The organism is Flavobacterium succinicans (genome assembly GCF_001662485.1).
Lineage (GTDB): Bacteria > Bacteroidota > Bacteroidia > Flavobacteriales > Flavobacteriaceae > Flavobacterium > Flavobacterium succinicans_A.
The window spans coordinates 1-23393 of the sequence record NZ_JMTM01000070.1 but is presented as its reverse complement, the minus strand read 5'-3'; the positions used below and the strand labels follow the sequence as shown (position 1 = coordinate 23393).

Genomic DNA, 23393 nt, shown 5'->3' with positions numbered 1-23393 from the left:
TGTTAAAATAATTTCAAATTTAAAGTATTTACATTTAAAAAATTAGATTTCACCACTAAGTCGCTCAATTCAGAATCGAAATCGTTTTCGAAAAAATCGAAATCGTTTTCGATTTTTTACCCTTCCATAATTTGAAAAAGGAATTCTATTTTTATAAGATGGTTAAACTAAAAAAGATGAAAGTACTCCCAAAGACTTATTTACTACCTGTTTTTCTTTTCCTTTTGAATTTAGGATGTCAGAAAGTAAAAGACAATGAATTCTCGATACCTACTGCTGTTTCTCTCACTTCAAATCCTGACCAACTTTTTAAAGAACCCTATCGGCCACAATTTCATTTTAGTCCCCAAAAAAAATGGATGAACGACCCAAATGGAATGGTGTTTTACAAAGGAGTGTACCATTTGTTCTACCAGTATTATCCAGATGATATTGTTTGGGGACCAATGCATTGGGGACACGCAACAAGTACCGATTTGATACATTGGCAACACAAGAAAATAGCCTTATTTCCTGATAAGCTGGGATTAATTTTCTCTGGAAGTGCGGTAATTGATTACAACAACACTTCAGGATTAGGAACCACAGAACATCCGCCTATGATAGCCATTTTTACCTATCATAATATGGCATTTGAAAAAGCAGGCAAAATAAATACACAATCACAGGGGCTCGCTTACAGCCTTGATGAAGGAGAAACTTGGAAAAAATACGAGCGAAATCCCATCATAGGTAACACCAATAAAAAAGATTTTAGAGACCCGAAGGTATTTTGGAATTCAGATACTAAACTATGGACTATGGCACTTGTTGCTGGAGATCGTGCAGAATTTTACACTTCAAAAAACCTGATCGATTGGACTAAAGAAAGTGAATTTGGAAAGCAGTATGGCGCCCACGGTGGCGTTTGGGAATGCCCTGACATCTTCAAGTTAAAAGTAAATGGCAACGAAGAAGAAAAATGGATTTTAATTATAAGTATCAATCCCGGTGCCCCAAATGGAGGTTCTGGAACGCAATACTTCGTGGGAGATTTCGATGGAAAAACATTTACTAGCGCTCAAAAAGAACCTAAGTGGATTGACTTTGGCACTGATAATTATGCTGGAGTTACCTATAATGATGCTCCCAATAACCAAAGAATATTCATAGGATGGATGAGCAATTGGTTATATGCCAGAAATACTCCTACCAAAAATTGGAGAAGCGCCATGACACTGCCAAGAACACTTGAACTGACAAAAATAAATGGAGAATATCTTCTAAAAAACAAACCTGTAGCAGCTTTTAAAAAGCTACAAAAACCAGCCTTTACCTCTAATAAAATCCCCTTAAAAGCCAATCAAAAAACCGATTTCAAATACGAGGCTTTTAACCAATCCGAAATCCGATTCAATGCAGCTAACAAAGACTTACAATTGGTTTTTTCTAATGACGTAAAAGATTCTTTAGTACTCCATTATAATCCCAAATCAAAAACGTTTAGCATTGACCGCCGAAAATCTGGAAAAGTTGCCTTTGAAAAAAACTTTGGGAAAGACATTCACAAATCTAACGTTTCAGCACTTGTTACTAACCAAATCGACTTTCAAATCATTTTGGATTGGTCCTCTATAGAGCTTTTCTTGAACGATGGATTATATAGTTTCACTGAGCAAATTTTTCCTCAAAAACCCTACACTCAATTAAATATTTTATCAACCGAAGACCAAGAATTGCAAGATTTTACCATTAGTAGCATTAGCAGTATTTGGCCTAAAAAAATAGCAAAGAATGAATAATGTTAGAAACTGGTCACTTACTGTTGCAGTAGCTGGATTTTTATTTGGTTTTGATACCGTAGTTATCTCTGGAGCCAATTTACCTATAAAAGAATTATGGCACACCACTCCATTATTTCACGGTGTTTTTATAATGTCTATGGCGCTTTGGGGAACGGTATTAGGTGCCCTTTTTGGGGGGTATCCTTGCGATAAATGGGGCAGAAAAAAAACACTGCTTTGGATAGGCATCCTCTTTTTGGTATCGGCACTAGGCTCGGCCTTGGCTCCCAATCCTTATGTTTTTTCTTTTTTTAGATTCATTGGCGGAATTGGTGTTGGCGCCTCTTCGGTAGCCGCTCCCATCTATATTTCAGAAATTTCAAGTCCTGAAAATCGTGGAAAATTGGGAACCTTATTTCAGTTTAACATTGTATTCGGAATACTGATTGCCTTTTTTTCAAACTATTTTTTCGAAGGTTTTGGCGGTGCCAACGATTGGCGTTGGATGATAGGTATTGTTGCCTTACCAGCATTGATTTACAGCGTTATTGTCATTAGAATACCTGAAAGTCCTCGATGGCTTATTCTGAATAAAAAAGATGACCAAGCGGGTCTAGCAGTTTTAGAAATGATTTATGCTCCAGCTCAGGCCAAAGAAAGTTTTAATGAAATCAAAAAAGACGTAACAACGACTGCAACTTCAGATTCCTTCTTTTCAAAAAAGTATAAATTCCCCATTCTTCTGGCTTTTCTATTGGCTTTTTTCAATCAATTATCAGGCATTAATTTCATATTATATTATGCCCCAGAAATTCTCGAAATGGCAGGATTAGGAGCCAAAGAATCCTTGTTTAATTCCATTTTGATTGGCGTAACCAATTTGGTTTTCACCCTAATCGGAATGCGTTTAATAGATGTTTTAGGTCGAAAACAACTTATGTTAATTGGCTCGTTGGGATACATTGTTAGCTTAACTATGGTTGCATTTGCTTTCTATTCGCAACTAGGCTCAGTAGTTTTATTGCTTTCGATTATGTTATTTATTGCATCTCACGCCATCGGACAAGGAGCCGTAATTTGGGTTTTTATTTCCGAAATTTTTCCCAATACTGTTCGAGCCAATGGGCAAGCTTTTGGCACAGGAATTCATTGGATTTTTGCGGCTTTAATCACCTTAGTTGGCCCTATTGTTATCGATATTTACAAAGAAAATCCTTGGCCAATTTTTGCTTTTTTCGCCTTTATGATGCTCTTGCAACTCGTTTTTGTACTCTTTATGATGCCAGAGACCAAAGGATTATCGCTTGAAGAAATTGAATCTAAAATGAAAGCTTATGATTAATCAACCCAACACCAAATCCATAGTTTGCTTTGGAGAAATCTTATTCGATATCTTTCCAACGCACAAAAAAATTGGAGGCGCACCCTTAAATGTTGCTCTTAGATTAGCGTCATTAGGTATCAATACACAAATAATTAGTTGTATAGGAGCCGATTCAAATGGACAAGAAGTAATTGACTACCTTATACCAACAGGCATTTCAACCAAAACCATCCAAATCAACGGCGCACATCCAACAGGCGAAGTTTTAGTGCACTTAAACGAAAAAGGTTCTGCCACCTACACCATCAATTATCCCGCAGCTTGGGACAAAATCAAGTACACACAAGAAGGAGAAACCGCAGTAATTGGAGCAGATGTGCTTGTTTTTGGCAGTTTGGCCTGTCGTGACGCAATTGCTCATCAAAGTCTTCTTAATTATATCGCTTTATCAAAATTCAAGGTGTTTGATGTCAATCTCCGAGCGCCCTTCTACAACAAAGAGTTACTTCTAGAATTAATGCTCGAAGCCGATTGCATCAAATTCAATGATGACGAACTTTACGAAATAGCGAAGTTCTTGAACTCTCCCTATCATTCGCTAGAACAAAACATTCACTTCATTGCCGAAAAAACCAACACCAACAATATTTGTGTGACCAAAGGCAGTCACGGAGCCGTTTTGTTCACCAATAATCAACTGTATTACAACAGCGGATATCAAGTCACAGTGGCCGATACCGTAGGCGCTGGAGACTCCTTTCTGGCTGGCTTGCTTAGCGTCTTAATCACCGAGAACAATCCTCAAGCAGCACTAAATTTTGCCTGTGCATTAGGAGCCTTAGTAGCTTCTCACGAGGGAGCCAACCCCAAAATAACCCGAAAAGAAATCGATGAATTTATGCATCCCACAACAAGTTAATGAAATAGAATGAGCAGTAGAAGCAGCAAACAAAGGCATTTTTTGCCAGCATCGTCCCGCCATCCGCTATATCTTTCCCTTTTAAAGAAAAAAGGCAAAGGATGCCGCTACTGTCGGGGCTAGAGAGCCACAACTTGCTTTCTTGCAAACAACTCGTCAAAATACAATCCTAATTAAGTTTATCTCTACATATAAAAATTACACTTATGAAATCGCCATTAACAAAAAGTTTGTTGCAAACAAACACCGATAAGTATAAGGCGATTCCATATATGACCGCTAACAAATTATTTTTACATATATGAAAACCAGAACTTCACTACTCTTAGTGCTTCTTCTAATAGGCTATACAAACACAACGAATGCCCAAAAAAAAGAAACTCCTATCGACAAAAAATGGTGGAAAGAAGCCATTATCTACCAACTCTACCCTCGTAGTTTTCAAGACAGCAACGGCGATGGTGTAGGCGATTTAAAAGGAATCACACAAAGACTAGACTACCTACAAAGCCTTGGAATTGATGCCATTTGGCTCAATCCTATTTGCGCTTCTCCCAACGATGACAACGGCTATGACATTAGCGACTACAAAGCCATTATGAAAGAAATGGGCACTATGGCCGATTTTGACGAAATGCTAGCTGGAATGAAAAAGCGAAATATCAAACTCATTATGGACTTGGTGGTCAATCATAGTAGTGACGAGCATCAATGGTTTATTGAAGCCAAAAAATCAAGAGACAACCAATACCGAAACTATTATCACTGGTGGCCCGCTGAGAAGGGAACACCTCCAAAACGCTTTAGCATTTTTGACGAAAACTCAGATGCTTGGCGCTACGAACCCAACACCAATAGTTATTATCTACATTACTTCAGCCGAAAACAACCCGATTTGAATTGGGAAAACCCACAACTCCGCCAAGAAATGTATGATATTATGAAATTTTGGCTCGACAAAGGCGTGAGTGGCTTTCGCTTAGATGCTTTTCCGTTCATTGCCAAAGACACCAATTGGCCAGTTATGCCTGCTGATTTTACCAACGAACAATTTGTGCGATACTACGGCGCCGACGCAAAGCTCCATAACTATTTGCGCGAGATGAACGAAGTAATTTTGAGTAAATACAAAGATGTCTACACCGTTGGAGAAGGTGGTGTCATTCCATTTCAAAAAGTAATGGATTTTGTAGATGAAGACCGAAAAGAAATCAATACCCTTTATCACGACGAGATAGCCAATATTTGGGGAAGAGACGCCTATGATGTGGGCGCTTACCAAGTAGGACGCAACAATGTTTTAGGTATGAAAGAAATCGTAAACAAATGGGATAAAAAAATGGAATCCAAAGGATGGAATACCGTATATTTTACCAATCACGACCAAAGCCGAGCCGTGAGCCGCTACGGAAATGACAGTCCCGAATTTCGAGAAAAAAGCGCCAAAATGCTCTATACTTTTTTACTAACCCAAAGAGCAACTCCCTATATTTACAACGGAGATGAAATCGGAATGACCAATATCCGATTCAAAACAGCAGCTGAATATAATGACCTTCAAACCCGCAATGTTTATAATCAATTAATCAAGATTAGCGATGCCAAAGCAGCTGAATATTTACTCAATCAACAAGAATTAAGTCGCGATAACAGCCGCACTCCTATGCAATGGAATGGAACAAAAAATGCAGGTTTCACCACTGGAAATCCTTGGCTAACTATCAATAAAAATTACACCACAGTCAATGTTGAAGCCAACACCAAAGACAAAAACTCTATATTGAATTATGCCAAAAAACTAGCCAAAATCAGAAAAGAGAATCCTATTTTTGTGTATGGCAAGTTAGAAATAATTGACCCAACTAATCCTGATGTTTTTACTTATACAAGAGAATTAAATGGCAAAAAAATCATTGTTTTGTTGAATTTTACATCAAAAACAACCTCGATTAGCGCACCTTTATTAGCCCAAAAAACAACACAATGGATTGGGAATTACCCCACTCCTTTTCAAAAAGAATTACGTCCTTATGAAGCTGTAATTTTAGAAGTAAATTAAAAAATACGCCCTATGAGTCTCGATAACAGCACAATAATTTCGCCAACATTAGACACAAAATGGTGGAAAGAAGCCGTGATTTATCAAATTTATCCAAGAAGTTTTAAAGACAGTAATGGAGATGGTATTGGAGATTTACAAGGCATTATCTCAAAATTAGATTATCTAAAAAGTCTGGGGATTGATGCTATTTGGCTCAACCCAATTTTCGAATCGCCAAATGATGACAATGGCTATGATGTGAGTGACTATCGCTCAATTTTAGCTGATTTCGGAACTATGGAAGATTTTGACATCCTCCTAAAAGGACTAAAAGAGAGAGGAATCAAACTCATTTTGGACTTGGTCTTCAATCATAGTAGCGATGAACACTTTTGGTTTCAAGAGAGTAGAAAATCAAGAGACAATCCGTATCGCGATTATTATTACTGGTGGCCCGCCGAGAAAGGAACGCCTCCTTACCGATGGAGTTGGTTTGACGTTGAAAGCAATGCTTGGAAATATGACGCAACAACCGATGCGTATTATCTTCATTACTTCTCCGTAAAACAACCCGATTTAAATTGGAACAATCCAAAAGTACGAGAGGAATTGTATGCTATTATGCGTTTTTGGCTCGATAAAGGCATCGATGGGTTTAGGATGGATGCTTTTCAATTCATTTCAAAAGACCCTTCATTTCCCGAACTTCCAAATGATATTTTAGGTAATATTCCTGAAATTATGAAGTATTACGGACGAGGCCCACATTTACACGATTACATTCAAGAAATGCATCGAGAAGTATTACAACACTATGATGTAATGACCGTATCTGAAGGAGCTGGTGGCTCTCCAGAAGAAGCCCTACTTTTTGTAGACCCTGACCGAAAAGAACTAAGTATGGCCTATCATTTGGAAGGCGTAGAAATTGGCAGTCACGTTATGAACTACGGCATAGTAAATTACAAAAAACTCTACACACACTGGGATGATGCCTTCAAAACCAAAGGCTGGCTATCCATATTTTTGGCGAATCACGACCAACCCAGAATGGTGAGTAAATTTGGTAATGACAGTAGTGAATTCAGAGCGATTTGTTCCAAAATGCTAACTACTTTTGTGTTAACCATGCGAGGTACTGCCTATTATTTTCAAGGCGATGAACTCGGAATGGTCAATATACGATTCGATTCTATATCCGATTATAATGATATTGATACCATCAACAAATATGAGTTTATCAAAAGTCAGAATGGCGATTTAGAAGGTTTTTTAGAAGAACAAAAACAAGCTTCTAGAGAGAATTCAAGAACGCCATTTCAGTGGAATGCTACACCCAATGCAGGTTTTACCGAAGGGAAGCCATGGCTAAAAGTACATCCTAACCATACGACAATCAATGCCGAAAGTCAAGAAAATGATGTAGACTCAACCTTAAACTATTTTAAAACCTTGGTGCAATTACGAAAAAAAGAGCCCACACTCATTTATGGCAGTTATACTTTACTGGACGAAGAAAATGAAAATGTTTATGCCTATTTAAGAGAACTAAATGGTCGGAAAATTTTGGTTTTACTAAATTTTACGTCACAGGAAGCCGTTTTTTCAGTGCCCTTTTCTATTTTAAGAGCAAATGTATTGATTTCAAATTACAATCAAAAAAGCATTGAAAGCAACAAATTACTGCCCTATGAAGCAGCAATCATAGCAATTAAATAATTTTTTTAACATTTTTACCATAAAATACCAAAACAAATCACATTTTAGAAATCATCTTCTACTAATAAATTGTATGTTTGTTTCTTGCATTGATTCTTATAGACAAACTTTTCAATTTTTTTCACATGAATAATGCAACTCTTAAACAAATAGCAACTCAACTAGGCATCTCCACAACAACAGTTTCTAAGGCTTTACGAAACTACAGCGATATTAGTGAAAAAACCAAAAAAGCGGTAATCGAACTAGCTAGTCAACTCAATTATACCCCCAATAGTTTTGCGGTAAACTTAAGAACAAGTGAATCAAAAACGATTGGTGTTATCATTCCTACAATTGATTTTCAATTTTTTTCCAAAGTATTTAAAGGTGTTTTAGAAGAAGCTGAAAAAAGAGATTATATGGTAATTGTCTTGTGTTCTAACGAAAAATTAGAACTTGAGAAAAAACAAATTGATCTTTTACTTAGCAAAAGAGTCGATGGAATCATCATTTCACTATCAAACGAGACAGGAGATTTTGATCACATCAAAAAAATTTTAGCGCACAATACTTCATTAGTACTTTTTGATAAAATTGCCAAACTAGTAAATTGCTCCAAGGTAAGCATTAATGATCGCAAGGCAGCTTATGAAGCTGTAGATTATTTAATCAAAAAAGGACGGAAAAAAATTGCCCATTTTCGAGGCTCATACATGCCTCAAAACTCAATTGATCGTTTTTTAGGATATAAAAAAGCATTAGAAGATAATGGTATAACCTATGATTCCTCATTGGTATATGTATGCGATGGTCTTTCTGATTTTGAAGATGGCTACGCGACAGCTAAAATAGCTTGTGAACAACATCCTGATTTAGATGCCATTTTTACTGTAACCGATTTGGTTGCGGTTGGTGTTTTAAAATATTTACAAAATCTAGCTATTCCAGTGCCACAACAAATCGCCGTTTTTGGATTTTGCAATTCGTTCCTAAGTGAAATAACCACACCAAAACTCTCTACAGTAGATCAACCTGGTTTTGAAATAGGTAGAAAAGCTGCAGAGATTTTATTTGAAGAAATTCAATTAAAAAAAGAAAAACAGCCCATAACTTTTCAAACTATCGAATTACAGACTTCACTACTGCAAAGAGGATCCGCATAAATCATTTAGTTTCTTGATTTTTACAAAATAATCAAGATAATGTTTAATAAATTTAGAAAAATAATCTATATTAGTTAAACAATTAATACATTCATTAACTAAAACTTACAAAACAAAAGCCATTCAAAACCTCTATTACGAAACACTTCATGAAAGAAACTACTCTTAAAGAAATTGCTTCTAAACTAGGTATATCAATAACTACAGTTTCGAAGGCACTAAAAAACTACCCTGACGTTAGCGAAAAAACGAAGCAGGCAGTTTTAGATTTAGCCAAAGACTTGCATTATACACCCAATAGTTTTGCAGTGAATTTAAGGACAAAAGAATCCAAAACCATCGGATTAATCATTCCTGAAGTGATGCATCATTTTTTTTCGAATGTGATTAACGCCATTATTGATGAAGCCGAAAAAAATGGATACTTAGTAATTATCTTACAATCTAATGAGTCTATAGAACTTGAAAAAAAGCAAGTAGAATTGTTAATCAATAAACGGGTAGATGGAATTATAATGTCACTTTCTAATGAATCTAATTTTGATGAACATATCAAAGAAATTATCAATAGAAATATTCCCTTTGTAATGTTTGACAAAATTTCCAAATTAGCCAATTGTTCGAAGGTTTTGATTGATGACCAAAAAGCAGCGATGAGTGCCACTCAACATTTAATCGATAAAGGATGTAGAAAAATAGCACACATTCGAGGCCCCCTAAACCCACAAAATTCAATAGATCGCTATATTGGTTATAAAAAAACATTAGACAAGAATCAAATCCCATACGACCCAAAATTGGTTTACACTTGTGAAAATGTTACTTTTCAGGAAGGATTAGATTTTGCTAAACAAATTATTGAAGAGCATCCAGATGTAGATGGTGTTTTTGCTGTAACAGATTTAATAGCCGTAGGCGTTTTATCATACTTTAACGACCATCAAATAAAAGTGCCTCAACAAGTAGCTGTAATCGGTTTTAGCAATTGGTTTATGTCTCAAGTTTTGACTCCAAAATTGAGCACAATCGACCAACCCAGTCATGAAATGGGAGTAGCATCATTTAATCTTTTATTAGAAGAAATGCACGCTCACAAAGAAAACATTCCGTTTACTCCAAAAACTTTAATTTTGGAAACTAGCGTTATCGAAAGAGATTCTAGTAAGAAATTATAATGAATTATCGATATTTCTCAGAAGGCCACTCCATTTGGTTCTTTTCAAAGGAGAATTTTTAAAAACAGCATTAAAGGTCTCGGATGTGATTTCCTCCCAATCTTTTTTTGACCATTGAAGCAGTTCAGGATTTGGATTGAACAAAGGCTCTTCATGGGATTTCGAAAACCGATTCCATGGACAAACATCTTGACAAACATCGCATCCAAAAATCCAATCGTCAAATTTTCCTTTGAATTCAATGGGAATATTATCTTTTAATTCTATCGTAAAATAGGAAATACACTTACTCCCATCAACAACATATGGCGCAACAATAGCCTGTGTTGGACATGCGTCAAGACAAGCGGTACAAGTACCACAATGGTCAGTTGTAGCATCATCACACTCTAAATCAAGATCCACAATCAACTCCGCAATAAAATAAAATGAACCAACCTTTTGAGTGATCAAATTACTATTTTTTCCAATCCAACCTAGACCACTTTTAGCAGCCCAAGCTTTATCTAAAACAGGAGCAGAATCAACAAATGCTCTTCCTGAAACATCTCCAATTTCGGTTTGAATCGAAAACAACAACTCTTTTAATTTGTCCTTAATTACAAAATGATAATCTTGCCCAAAAGCATATTTAGAAATCTTATAAGAATCTGGATTTTGTATATCAGAAGGATAATAGTTCAACAATAAGGATATTACACTCTTAGCACCATCAACTAATAAAGTCGGGTCGAGTCTTTTGTCGAAATGATTCTCCATATAACTCATTTGACCATTCATTTGTTGGTTTAACCAATTTTCTAATCTTGGAGCTTCTTTATCTAAAAAACCAGCTTTAGAAATCCCACAAGACAAAAAGCCGAGTCTTTTAGATTCGGCTTTTATAAATTGCGCATATTTTTCTTTCTTATTGATCAAAACTAAAACAATCCTCCTTGAACATTCATTCTAACTTTACCTAAATGCTGATAAGCTTTCTCAGTTACCTCTCTTCCGCGTGGTGTTCTCATAATAAACCCCTCTTGAATTAAGAAAGGCTCATATACTTCTTCAATAGTCTCACTACTCTCAGATACTGCAGTTGCTAAAGTAGTTAAACCTACAGGACCACCTTTGAATTTGTCGATAATTGTGATTAAAATCTTATTATCCATCTCGTCCAGTCCGTGTGCATCAACATTAAGAGCTTTAAGAGCAAAACGAGCTATTTCAATATCGATGGTACCATTCCCTTTAATTTGGGCAAAATCACGCACTCTACGCAACAGAGCATTCGCAATACGAGGTGTCCCTCTACTTCTACCAGCAATCTCAATCGCAGCTTCCATGGTAATTGGCATTTTAAAAATAGAAGAACTACGTTCAACAATAGTAGTCAACAATTCAGTTGAATAATATTGCAGACGAGAAGATATACCAAAACGAGCTCTCATTGGCGCAGTCAATAAACCAGAACGTGTGGTTGCACCAATTAAGGTAAAAGGATTTAAATTAATTTGAACCGTTCTTGCATTTGGCCCTGATTCAATCATAATATCGATCTTAAAGTCCTCCATAGCTGAATATAAGTATTCTTCGACTATAGGACTTAAACGATGGATCTCATCAATAAACAGAACATCTCTTTCCTCAAGATTAGTCAATAATCCAGCTAAATCTCCTGGTTTATCGAGTACAGGTCCAGATGTAATTTTAATTCCCACTTGTAATTCATTAGCAAGAATATTAGCCAATGTAGTTTTTCCTAAACCTGGAGGCCCATGAAAAAGGGTGTGATCCAAAGCCTCATTACGCTGGTTTGCAGCAGCAACAAATACTTTTAGATTTTCTAAAACTTGATCTTGCCCTGAAAAATCATCAAAACTAAGAGGTCTTAATCTTTTTTCAATATCAAGTTCTTCAGAATTATAATTGGTATTTGTTGGGTCTAAATTTTCATTCATTGGATAAAGATAAAAAAACACTTTACAATAAAAAAGCCTTTCACACGGAAAGGCTTTTACTATTTTTTATAAATTAGTGATGCAAAACTTCTTCACCAACTTTCATGGGAACATTTTGAGGTACAAAATCTTCATCATGTCCTGGCTTACTGTAATCGTAAGGCCATCTATGAACTTCAGGAATTTCACCTGGCCAATTTCCATGCATATGTTCTACAGGAGCAGTCCATTCTAATGTATTTGATTTCCAAGGATTTTGTTCTGCTTTTTTACCATAAAAAATACTAACAAAGAAATTATACAAGAAAACCAACTGGAATGCACCACCTACTAAAGCGAAAGTAGTAATCAAAACATTCACATTTTGTAAATCATCAAAAAGTGGAAAGTTAGTATTTGTATAATAACGCCTTGGTAAACCAGCTAAACCGATAAAATGCATTGGAAAGAATACACCATAAGCACAAACCGCAGTTACCCAAAAGTGAACGTATCCAAGATTTTTATTTAACATTCTACCAAACATTCTTGGGAACCAGTGATAAACACCAGCGAACATACCATACAAAGCAGAAATACCCATTACTAAGTGAAAGTGAGCAACTACGAAATATGTGTCATGTACATTAATGTCCAAAGTACTATCACCAAGGATAATTCCAGTTAAACCACCAGTAATAAAAGTAGAAACTAAACCAATTGAAAACAACATAGCTGGATTCAATTGCAAGTTACCTTTCCATAATGTTGTAATGTAATTAAATGCTTTTACAGCAGATGGAATAGCAATCAATAGGGTTGTGAATGTAAACACAGAACCTAGGAATGGATTCATACCTGAAATAAACATATGGTGACCCCAAACAATTGTTGATAAGAAAGCAATAGCCAAAATAGACATAATCATCGCTCTATAGCCAAAAATTGGTTTACGAGAATTAGTTGCAATAATTTCAGAAGTGATACCCAAAGCAGGTAATAATACAATGTAAACCTCTGGGTGACCCAAGAACCAAAACAGGTGCTCAAAAAGCACTGGAGAACCTCCTTGATAATGTAAAACTTCACCCGCAATATAAATATCAGATAAGAAGAAAGAAGTACCAAAACTTCTATCGAAAATCAATAATAAAGCGGCAGAAAGTAAAACTGGGAAAGAAATGATACCAATAATAGCAGTAACAAAGAAAGCCCAAATTGTAAGTGGCAATCTTGTCATAGACATACCTTTAGTTCTTAAGTTGATAACAGTTACAACATAATTCAAAGATCCCATTAATGAAGATGCAATAAATATTGCCATAGATACTAACCAAAGCGTCATACCAGTTCCTGAACCAGGTATAGCTTGTGGTAAAGCACTTAATGGAGGATAAATTGTCCAACCAGATGAAGCTGGTCCAGCCTCAACAAAAAGAGAACAAATCATTATAACACTTGATAAGAAAAACAACCAATAGGAAATCATATTCATGAAACCTGAGGCCATATCTCTAGCACCAATTTGAAGCGGAATCAATAAATTACTAAAAGTACCACTCAGACCAGCTGTCAATACAAAGAATACCATGATGGTACCATGAATTGTAACTAAGGCTAAGTAAATATCATTAGCCATAACTCCTTCTGGTGCAAATTTATCACCTAATAAAATATTGAAAATTTTAAAAGATTCCTCTGGCCAAGCCAATTGCATTCTGAAAAGCAATGACATTCCAACACCAATAATACCCATAATAATACCTGTAATTAAGTATTGTTTGGCAATCATTTTATGATCAATACTAAAAATGTATTTAGTAATGAACGTATCCTTATGATGATGTTCGTGTTCGTGATCGTGTCCGTGATCGTGACCTTCTGCTGACATATATATACTTTTAAATATTCTTAAATAATTATTTCATTGCTACCTTAACAGCAGCAGGTTCCTTTGCTACATTCAAACTATCTGAACCTGAAGCACCTTCAGCTGCAGGAGTTTCTTTTGAAGCTTTATATTCCTTAACTAAAGCAACTTTATCACTCAACCATTTCTTATAATCTTCTGGAGAATCAACAACAACTTTCATTTGCATGTTGTAATGAGAAGCTCCACAAATTTTATTACATAACAATAGATAGTCAAAAGTATAAGGATCTAAAGCTGTTCCACCTTTTGCAACTAATTCCGTACTCTTTTTAGAGCGTAAGTCATTAATTCTTGCCACTTTTTCAACCATGAAAGGTAATTCTCTATACTCAGAAGTAGTATAGATTGGAGTAAAAGCAAATTCAGTAACCATACCAGGAACGCAGTTCATTTGAGCTCTAAAATGAGGCATGTAAGCTGAATGCAATACATCTTGAGAACGCATTTTGAAATGTATTTTTTTCCCTTTAGGAATATGAATTTCAGTAGCCAAAAAGTCGTCTTGAGCATTTTTATCCGCTAAATCCATACCCACTGAATTTACACCATCAATCAAACGAACATTAGCCTTACCTAATACTTGATCAGCGCCAGCGTATCTAGCTGTCCATTTAAATTGCTGAGCATAAAGCTCGATAACTACAGTATCTTCTTCATCATCGATAAACATAATGTTAGTCCATGCATATAAGCCATACAATATAAGACCTGCTAAAACAACTGCTGGAATTACACTCCAAACCGCTTCTAGTTTATTGTTATCAGCAAAATAAAGTGCTTTTTTGTCTTTACTACCTCTATATTTGAATGCAAAATAATGTAATAAAACCTGTGTAATTGCTTGTACTGTAAAGATTAAAACCCAAGTAATGTTCATCAAATTATCAACAGTACCTCCATGTTCTGATGCTGGCGTATGTAAAGGCAAATCACCCCACTTTAACAAACCATATATTGTAAAAATATAAATGAATGCTAAAAAACCAAACATCAAATATCCTTGAATATTATTATCATTATCAGTTGCTATTTGAGAATCATCAGATTTTGAACCTACTTGTGTAAGATCAAATATCTTAGTCAATTGCCAAAGCGCAACAGCTAATAAAACTAAAACTATAATTACCAACAAACTTGTCATCTGTTTTTCTGTTTAAAATATTAATAATGAAAGTGCTTACTTTCCTCAATAAAAGGATTTCTTTTTGGCAACAATGGTGCTTTTGTAAGTGCTGTAAAAACAACATATATAAATAAACCAAGGAAAAATAAAACTGAAGAAATTTCTGGAACCCCAATAAACCATTGATCACCTACTGTACCTGGCATAATCATATTAAAGAAATCAATATAATGTCCTAATAATATAACGGTACCTGCCATAACCAATACCCAAGTAATTCTTTTGAAATCAGTATTAATTAAAATTAAAACCGGGAACAAAAAGTTCATAGCTACAGCACCAAAGAAAGGTAAATTAAAATCTTGTATTCTTGTTACAAAATAAGTAACCTCTTCTGGAATATTGGCATACCAAATCAACATAAATTGAGAGAACCACAAGTATGTCCAAAATACGCTTATACCAAACATAAACTTAGCTAGATCATGTATATGACTTGTGTTTACATGCTCCAAATAACCTTTTGATTTTAAGTAAAGTGTAATCATACAAATAGTAGTAATACCACTTACAAAGAAACTAGCAAAAACATACCAACCAAACAAGGTACTAAACCAATGTGGATCAATTGACATAATCCAATCCCATGACATAATAGACTCAGTAACAATAAAGAAAACTAAGAACAAAGCAGACATTTTGAAATTCTTTTTGTAGAAAGAATTATCATCTGACTCATCTTGTGCTAAGCAGTTTTTTCTTGAAAAATATCTGTAAGCATTCCATCCTAATAAAAAGATACCTGCTCTAATAATCCAAAATGGAAAGTTTAAATAACCCGATTTAGTTTGTATCAACTTGTCATGAGCAACCACTTCAGGATCTAACCAGATAAACAAATGGTTAAAATGCAATCCACATAAAACTAAAATGATAAAGAATATTACAGAACCTACAGGCAAATAAGCCGTAATACCTTGCATTACTCTAAACAAAACTGGAGACCAACCAGCTTGAGCAACCTGTTGAATAGCATAGAAAGCTAAAGTTCCTAATGATAACAACATAAAAAAGATACAAGCTACATAAAGAGCAGCCCATGGCTTATTGCTTAATTGATGTAAGACATGCTCTAAATGCTCCGTATGCTCGGCATCTACTTTTGCATCATGACCTTCAGTCTTAGCATGTTCATCATGTGAAGTGGGAGCAGCATTTTTCACTTCTTCTTTAACCTCATTAGATTCTACCGGTGCAGCATGAGTAGCTTCACCATGTGCTTCTTGAGATTCAATAGGAGCTGCGTGAGTTGTCTCTGTAGTGGCTGAATGTGATTCGGCAGGAGCAGCATGAGTTGATTCCCCATGACCACCATGTGAATCTGCAGCAAGAAGTGCTTCCACATCTTGAATATCTTTTGGTGCACTATAAAAACCAAAACCTATACCTAATAAACCAACAGCCATTAGGATAAAAGAAAAAGTTTTTAATTTACTTGAAAATGTATACATATCTATTACGATCAGTTTGTTCAACAATTATAATTCGCTTTTTAGTTTTAGAACATAGTCTACAACTAACCAACGCTCATGAGCACTCAATTGATTTGCATGTGATCCCATAGAGTTTAACCCATAAGTGATAACATGGAATACGCTACCTTCAGTAATTGGACGGTCAGCATAACTAGGCACTCCAAGAAATTTTTCTCTTTCAACCAATTTACCTTTACCATTACCAGAAGCTCCATGACAACTGATGCAGTAAATTTCAAAAAGTTCTTTTCCTTTTTCTGAATTTCTTTCTAAAGAATCTAAAGGAGACTTTAAATTAGCTTTAGCCAATTCATAACCAGCAGTAGAATTCTCATATTCATATACTTCAAATCCTCTTTTTAGAGACCCTTTTGCGGGTAATTGACCTTCTTTTCCATCTTTAAATGCATTCGATTCGGAATATGTTTCGTAACCAACCGATTCATACATGTTTGGGAAATACTGATAGTTTGGTGTCAATTTATCGTGACAAGATGAAACTAACAAAGTAATACCAGCCAAAAGTGTTAATTTATATATACTTCTCATAGCTACAATTAATTCTTATCTATTACATTTACTTCAACTGCTCCTGTACTTTTGAAAAAAGAAACTAATTCTTCTTCATTGTTATTTACAGCAACTTCCATTAAAAAATGATCGTCTGTAGTTCTAACATCAGGATTTTCGGCTTGTTTAAAAGGCCATAATCTACTTCTCATATAGAAAGTAATTACCATTAAGTGAGCAGCAAAGAAAACAGTCTCTTCAAACATAATTGGAACAAATGAAGGCATATTTTCAATGTAACTAAAACTTGGTTTCCCTCCTATATCTTGAGGCCAATCTTGAATCATGATATAGTTCATCATCCAAGTAGCGAATGAAATACCACACAATCCATAGATAAAAGCACAAATAGCTAATCTAGTTGGTGCCAATCCCATTGCTTTATCTAATCCGTGAACCGGAAAAGGTGTAAAAACATCTTCAATATGATAATGTGCTGCACGTGTCTTTTTTACAGCATCCATCAATACATCGTCGTCGTTGTATATAGCGTATATTACTTTATTACTCATGGTGTACATCTTTATTTGCTTCTCTTTCTCTTTTGTAGTTATCTCCACTTCCTTTTAATATTGTTTTTACTTCAGCCTGAGCGATAACAGGGAAAGTTCTAGAATATAATAAAAACAATACAAAGAAGAATCCAATAGTACCAATAAAAATACCAATATCAACAAAGGTTGGCGAAAACATGGTCCAAGAAGATGGTAAATAATCTCTGTGCAATGAAGTCACAATAATTACAAAACGCTCAAACCACATTCCAATATTCACTACAATCGAGATAACGAAAGAGAACATAATACTGGTTCTTAATTTCTTCAACCACATAAATTGCGGAGAAAATACGTTACAAGTCATCATTGCCCAATAAGCCCAAGCATATGGACCAGTAGCTCTGTTCAAGAAAGCATATTGTTCGTATTCTACACCTGAATACCAAGCAATGAATAATTCAGTGATGTAAGCAACACCTACAATAGAACCCGTAATCATAATTACGATATTCATTAACTCGATATGTTGAACAGTAATATAAGCCTCTAAGTTAGATACTTTTCTCATAATGATAAGCAAGGTATTAACCATAGCAAACCCAGAGAAAACCGCTCCAGCAACAAAGTAAGGAGGGAAAATGGTGGTATGCCATCCTGGAATTACAGAAGTTGCAAAGTCCATCGATACAATGGTGTGTACAGAAAGTACAAGTGGCGTTGCTAAACCTGCTAATACAAGAGAAACCTCTTCGAAACGTTGCCAATCTTTTGCACGTCCACTCCATCCAAAACTCAATATAGAATAAACTCTTTTATTAAAAGGAGTAACAGCTCTATCACGTAACATAGCAAAGTCAGGTAAAAGTCCAGTCCACCAGAAAACTAATGAAACTGACAAATACGTTGAAATTGCGAATACGTCCCAAAGTAATGGAGAGTTAAAGTTAACCCATAAAGAACCAAACTGATTAGGAATAGGAAGTACCCAATATGCTAACCATGGACGTCCCATGTGTATGATAGGAAATAAACCTGCTTGAATAACCGAGAAGATAGTCATGGCTTCCGCAGAACGGTTAATAGCCATTCTCCATCGTTGACGGAAAAGTAAAAGTACAGCTGAAATTAACGTACCAGCGTGACCGATACCTACCCACCAAACGAAGTTGGTGATATCCCAAGCCCATCCAACTGTTTTGTTTAATCCCCAAGTTCCGATACCGGTAGATACTGTGTAAATAATACAACCCAATCCCCAAAGGAAAGCGGTTAATGCGATTGTGAATACAATCCACCAATGCTTATTAGCTTTACCTTCAACAGGTGCTGCTACATCTACAGTTACATCGTGATAAGATTTATCACCTATAACTAAGGGTTTTCTAATGGCTGCTTCGTAGTGAGACGACATAATCCTTTATATTGATTCTTAATTAATTTTTTTTACTAGATATTTCTAACTTTAACTTGGTAAACCACATTTGGTTTAGTTCCAACATGCTCTAACAAATGATAAGATCTTTCATCTGCAGCCAATTTAGCAACTACAGCTTCTTTATCGTTAACATCTCCAAAGATCATTGCTCCAGAAGAACAAGCATTAGAACAAGCGGTTTGGAATTCACCATCTTTAATCGCTCTACCTTCTCTTTTCGCTTTAAGAATAGTTGCTTGTGTCATTTGAATACACATAGAACATTTCTCCATAACTCCACGAGAACGAACGTTAACATCTGGATTTAATACCATTCTACCCAAATCATCATTCATATGATAATCGAATTCACTGTTTTTGTTGTACAAGAACCAGTTAAAACGACGCACTTTATATGGACAGTTGTTCGCACAGTAACGAGTACCAACGCAACGGTTATATGCCATTTGGTTTTGACCTTGACGACCATGAGAAGTTGCTGCAACTGGACAAACTGTTTCACATGGTGCATGGTTACAGTGTTGACACATTACAGGTTGGAAAGAAACTTGTGGATTATCCGCAGCTTTCTCCATTTTTCTAAACCCTCCTAAAGAGCCTTTGGTTTCTTCATCTCCAAGAACAAAACCTGTCAAATCTAAACCATCTAATTCCTCCTTTTTCTTATTATCACCTTCGAAAGTACTTTCAGAAGAATAATATCTATCGATACGCAACCAATGCATATCTCTACTTCTTCTAATTTCATCTTTACCTACAACAGGCACGTTATTTTCAGCATGACAAGCAATAACACAAGCGCCACAACCTGTACAAGCATTCAAATCGATTGAAAGATTAAAATGATGCCCAATAGAACGATCAAAAGAATCCCATAACCCTACAGAAGTAGCCTCTACTTCTTTATGATCTAAAGATACCATTGGTTTCTCATTCCAAACTTCAGCATCTTTAGTATTAAAAATCTCTAAAGTTGTTTCTTTAATAATATCACCACGCCCCATCAAAGTTTTCTGACCTTGAACACAAGCAAACTCATGTTCTCCGGAAGCAACTTCTAAAGTTACATTTTGTAAATCATTAAAGTCTTTATATAATGTGTAAGCGTTAATACCTACTTGCATTTCTTCTTTTAAAGCAGCTTTACGTCCATACCCTAGAGCCATACCGATAGTACCTACCGCTTGACCCGGTTGAACAATAACAGGTACTTTTTCTAGCTTAACACCATTAGCAGTTAAAGTTACATAAGAACCGTTTAAACCACCATTAGCAACAATTTCGTTTGATAATCCAATTTTAGCAGCATCTGCATTAGAAACTGTAATATAGTTGTCCCAAGAAACTCTTGTAATTGGATCTGGAAACTCTTGCAACCAAGGGTTATTGGCTTGTTGACCATCACCCATACCCGTTTTAGTATACAATACCAATTCCAAACCTTTAGCAGTTGATGCACTAGCTAAGGCAGTTGCCGCAGCACCATAGTTAGCTGTTCCAGCAGAAGCAGCACCAACTGTACCAACATAAACCCCATCATGTAACACTTTATTCCAGCTAGAACCTGCAAAATTTGCAGACGAAACCGCTTTTAAGTAATCATAATATGCGCCAGGAATACCATTTAATGATAACAAAACATCTTGAAATTGTTTGGTATCAAATAAAGGACGAATGGTTGGTTGAGTAATACTATAAGTACCTTCAGTTAATTGCAAATCACCCCAAGACTCTAAATAATGAGGAACTGGAGCAGCAATAGTAGCCAATAAGGCAGTTTCATCTTCTTTGATTGTTAAAGCAACAGAAGTGGTAACTTTTTTCAAACCATCAACAAATGATTTGCTATCAGCTAAAGTATACACTGGATTAACACCACTCATAATCAATGTATGAACAGTTCCAGCATTCATGTCTTTTAATAATTGAGCAACAGCTGCATTTGAACCTTTTCTGATCAAACGTGCACCTGAAGTAACAAACGCTTCGCTTGATAAAGCTTGATTAATAGCCAAAACTAATAACTGCGCATTTACGTCTTGAATCCCAGAAACCAAAACTCCTTTGGAACCTGCAGATTTCAATTGTTGAGCAGCTTTTGTAACTTCAGCTTTGAATTTATCATCTAGCTTAACTCCAACAGCGTTACCTGTAACAATATTATATATTTGAACTAATGCTTGCTTTTGATTTGCAACAGTCATTGGAATTCTTTTATCAGCAGCAGCACCAGAAAGTGTCATATTCGCTTCAAATTGAAAATGACGTGACATTTTTCCAGCTTTAGGAATTCTGCCTTGTGCATAACCAGCATCAAAACCTCCACCTTGCCAGTCACCTAAGAAATCAGCACCAACTGAAACAATCAAAGACGCTTTAGAAAAATCATAATCAACTAAGGCTCTTTTTCCATAAACAGTTTGAAATGCATCTAACGCTTCAGAAGAAGAAACAGCATCGTAAACAACATGCTTTGCATTAGGATTTTTAGCTGTAAACTCAGCAATCAATTTTTCTGTTGAAGGACTTGCTAAAGTATTGGTAAGCAAAACTACTTGACCACCTTTTGCTTTAGCTTCAGCTATACTTGATTTCAAATTGGAATCAACTGAAGACCAAGAAGCAGCTTTTCCTGCGACTTTAGGTTCTTTCAAACGCATATTATCATACAATGACAATATAGACGCATGTATTCTTGCATTCGCTGAAAATTTAGCACCTGCAATTGTATTATTATCGATTTTAATAGGTCGCCCTTCACGAGTTTTAACCAATAAATTGGCAAAATCAAAACCATCAAATACAGTTGTAGCATAATAATCCGCTACTCCTGGAATGATTTCCTCAGGTTGCAACACATACGGTATTGATTTGTTAACAGGCCCTTCGCAAGCAGCCAATGTAGCAGCTGCAGTACTAAAACCAACGTACTTTAAAAAGTCACGACGTGAAGTGGAAGAAGATAATTTATCACTATTTCCCAAAAATTCATCAGTAGGAATTTCTTCAACAAACTCGTTATTCTTAAGCGCCTCAACAATAGAGCTATTTCCGTCTAGCTCCTCAACACTTTTCCAGTATTTTTTGTTTGATGACATATTATATATAAATATTAAATCTTAATAATTTTTTTTTAATAGTGGCATTTACCACACTCTAAACCTCCCATTTGAGCAGCTGTTAATTTCTCAACACCATACTTTTTTGAAAGTTGTTCGTGAATTTTGGTATAGTACTCGTTACCTTCAGTCTTAACATCCGTTTTTCTGTGACAATCAACACACCATCCCATTGTTAATGGAGCAAATTGTTTTTGAATTTCATACGTTTCAACAGGACCGTGACATGTTTGACATTCAATTCCTGCAACAGTTACGTGTTGTGAGTGATTGAAATACACGAAGTCTGGCAAGTTATGAATACGAACCCATTTTACAGGTTGTGTTTTACCAGTGTAAGATTGTGTAGTTTTATCCCAACCTACAGCAGCATATAATTTTTGAATTTGCTCATCATAAAAAGCTTTGCTGTACTCAGGCGTAGCAGTAGTTTCAGCCACTTCTGAGATATTTTTATGACAGTTCATACATACATTTAAAGAAGGAATACCAGCGTTTTTACTAACACGAGCAGCTGAGTGACAATATTTACAATTGATTTCATTATCTCCAGCATGTATTTTGTGCGAATAATGAATAGGCTGAATTGGAGCATATTCTTGATCTACACCAATTTGCATTAAATACCCATAAACAAAGTAAGCACTACACAACAACAAAAAGATAGCAGAAACTAAAACCAAAAACTGGTTTTTGGCAAAGGCTTTCCAAATTGGTAATGATGGAACTTTAGGCTCAACTTGGATCCCATTTGCTTTAGCTACTTTTCTTAGAACATTGTTTACCAAAAACAACAAAACAACCAACATAGCCATTACCAATGCCAAAGCACCAAGAATCACATTGTTGCTTATTCCACCATCACTAGCTTTATTAGCATCTACAGCAGTAGCACTTGTAGCCGCAGCAGGAGCTTCTGCCTTAGGCTCAGATGTATAAGCTATAATATTATCGATGTCACCTTCAGACAATTGAGGAAAAGCAGTCATCACTGCCTTATTATTTTCTTCAAATACTTTTACAGCAGCAGCATCACCTGATTTAATCAAATCAGAGCTATTCTTAACCCACTTGTAAATCCAAGACATTTCATATTTAGAAGCAACTCCTCTTAAAGCAGGACCTGTAGCTTTAGCATCTAATTTATGACAAGCCGCACAATTAGCATTAAAT

General features: G+C 35.6%; 17 protein-coding genes. 7 read left to right on the top strand and 10 right to left on the bottom strand.

Annotation, left to right across the window (positions count from 1 at the left end; translation table 11 throughout):
• The first annotated feature begins 176 nt into the window (after positions 1–176).
• The 7 genes from FLB_RS12635 to FLB_RS12605 all read left to right on the top strand — a co-directional run bounded on the left by FLB_RS12635 (position 177) and on the right by FLB_RS12605 (position 10086).
• A complete protein-coding gene (locus FLB_RS12635) occupies positions 177–1781 on the top strand; it encodes a glycoside hydrolase family 32 protein (RefSeq protein WP_064716488.1) in 1605 nt (534 codons plus the stop codon).
• Positions 1774–3105 carry a sugar porter family MFS transporter gene (locus tag FLB_RS12630; protein WP_064716318.1) on the top strand — a complete coding sequence of 444 codons (1332 nt, stop codon included), beginning with the start codon at positions 1774–1776 and terminating at the stop codon, positions 3103–3105. The genes FLB_RS12635 and FLB_RS12630 overlap by 8 nt, the downstream gene beginning before the upstream one ends.
• A complete protein-coding gene (locus FLB_RS12625) occupies positions 3098–4006 on the top strand; it encodes a carbohydrate kinase family protein (RefSeq protein WP_064716317.1) in 909 nt (302 codons plus the stop codon). Before FLB_RS12630 ends, FLB_RS12625 begins: the two co-directional genes overlap by 8 nt.
• Positions 4007–4307: 301 nt before the next feature.
• Positions 4308–6065, top strand: coding sequence for a glycoside hydrolase family 13 protein (locus tag FLB_RS12620; RefSeq protein ID WP_082923291.1), 1758 nt, complete (start codon positions 4308–4310; stop codon positions 6063–6065).
• 12 nt (positions 6066–6077) lie between these two features.
• Entirely contained in the window at positions 6078–7766 is a 1689-nt protein-coding gene (locus FLB_RS12615) for a glycoside hydrolase family 13 protein (RefSeq protein WP_064716316.1), read from the top strand.
• 125 nt (positions 7767–7891) lie between these two features.
• Positions 7892–8911, top strand: coding sequence for a LacI family DNA-binding transcriptional regulator (locus FLB_RS12610; RefSeq protein WP_064716315.1), 1020 nt, complete (start codon positions 7892–7894; stop codon positions 8909–8911).
• Between the two features lie 149 nt (positions 8912–9060).
• Positions 9061–10086: a LacI family DNA-binding transcriptional regulator gene (locus tag FLB_RS12605; RefSeq protein WP_064716314.1), complete on the top strand. Its 1026-nt coding sequence runs from the start codon at positions 9061–9063 to the stop codon at positions 10084–10086.
• Here the strand turns inward: FLB_RS12605 and queG are convergent.
• The 10 genes from queG to FLB_RS12555 form a co-directional block, all read right to left on the bottom strand.
• The gene (gene queG / locus FLB_RS12600; protein WP_064716313.1) at positions 10081–11004 is read right to left on the bottom strand and encodes a tRNA epoxyqueuosine(34) reductase QueG; all 924 of its coding nucleotides are present in this window, start codon (positions 11002–11004) and stop codon (positions 10081–10083) included. The genes FLB_RS12605 and queG overlap by 6 nt on opposite strands.
• Before the next feature lie 2 nt (positions 11005–11006).
• On the bottom strand, positions 11007–12029 hold the full coding sequence (gene ruvB / locus FLB_RS12595; RefSeq protein WP_064716312.1) for a Holliday junction branch migration DNA helicase RuvB: 1023 nt from the start codon (positions 12027–12029) through the stop codon (positions 11007–11009).
• A gap of 73 nt (positions 12030–12102) precedes the next feature.
• A complete protein-coding gene (locus FLB_RS12590) occupies positions 12103–13899 on the bottom strand; it encodes a cbb3-type cytochrome c oxidase subunit I (RefSeq protein WP_064716311.1) in 1797 nt (598 codons plus the stop codon).
• A gap of 28 nt (positions 13900–13927) precedes the next feature.
• On the bottom strand, positions 13928–15082 hold the full coding sequence (locus FLB_RS12585) for a cytochrome c oxidase subunit II (protein ID WP_064716310.1): 1155 nt from the start codon (positions 15080–15082) through the stop codon (positions 13928–13930).
• Between the two features lie 20 nt (positions 15083–15102).
• Positions 15103–16575, bottom strand: a complete 1473-nt coding sequence (locus tag FLB_RS12580) for a hypothetical protein (protein WP_064716309.1) — start codon at positions 16573–16575, stop codon at positions 15103–15105.
• A gap of 27 nt (positions 16576–16602) precedes the next feature.
• Positions 16603–17148: a c-type cytochrome gene (locus tag FLB_RS12575; protein WP_064716308.1), complete on the bottom strand. Its 546-nt coding sequence runs from the start codon at positions 17146–17148 to the stop codon at positions 16603–16605.
• 8 nt (positions 17149–17156) lie between these two features.
• The gene (locus FLB_RS12570) at positions 17157–17681 is read right to left on the bottom strand and encodes a DUF3341 domain-containing protein (protein WP_064716307.1); all 525 of its coding nucleotides are present in this window, start codon (positions 17679–17681) and stop codon (positions 17157–17159) included.
• A complete protein-coding gene (gene nrfD, locus FLB_RS12565) occupies positions 17674–19077 on the bottom strand; it encodes an NrfD/PsrC family molybdoenzyme membrane anchor subunit (RefSeq protein WP_064716306.1) in 1404 nt (467 codons plus the stop codon). The genes FLB_RS12570 and nrfD overlap by 8 nt, the downstream gene beginning before the upstream one ends.
• 35 nt (positions 19078–19112) lie before the next feature.
• Positions 19113–22199, bottom strand: coding sequence for a TAT-variant-translocated molybdopterin oxidoreductase (locus FLB_RS12560; protein WP_064716305.1), 3087 nt, complete (start codon positions 22197–22199; stop codon positions 19113–19115).
• Between the two features lie 35 nt (positions 22200–22234).
• Positions 22235–23393: c-type cytochrome (locus FLB_RS12555; protein WP_064716304.1), on the bottom strand; the 1159-nt coding region annotated here is incomplete at its 5' end.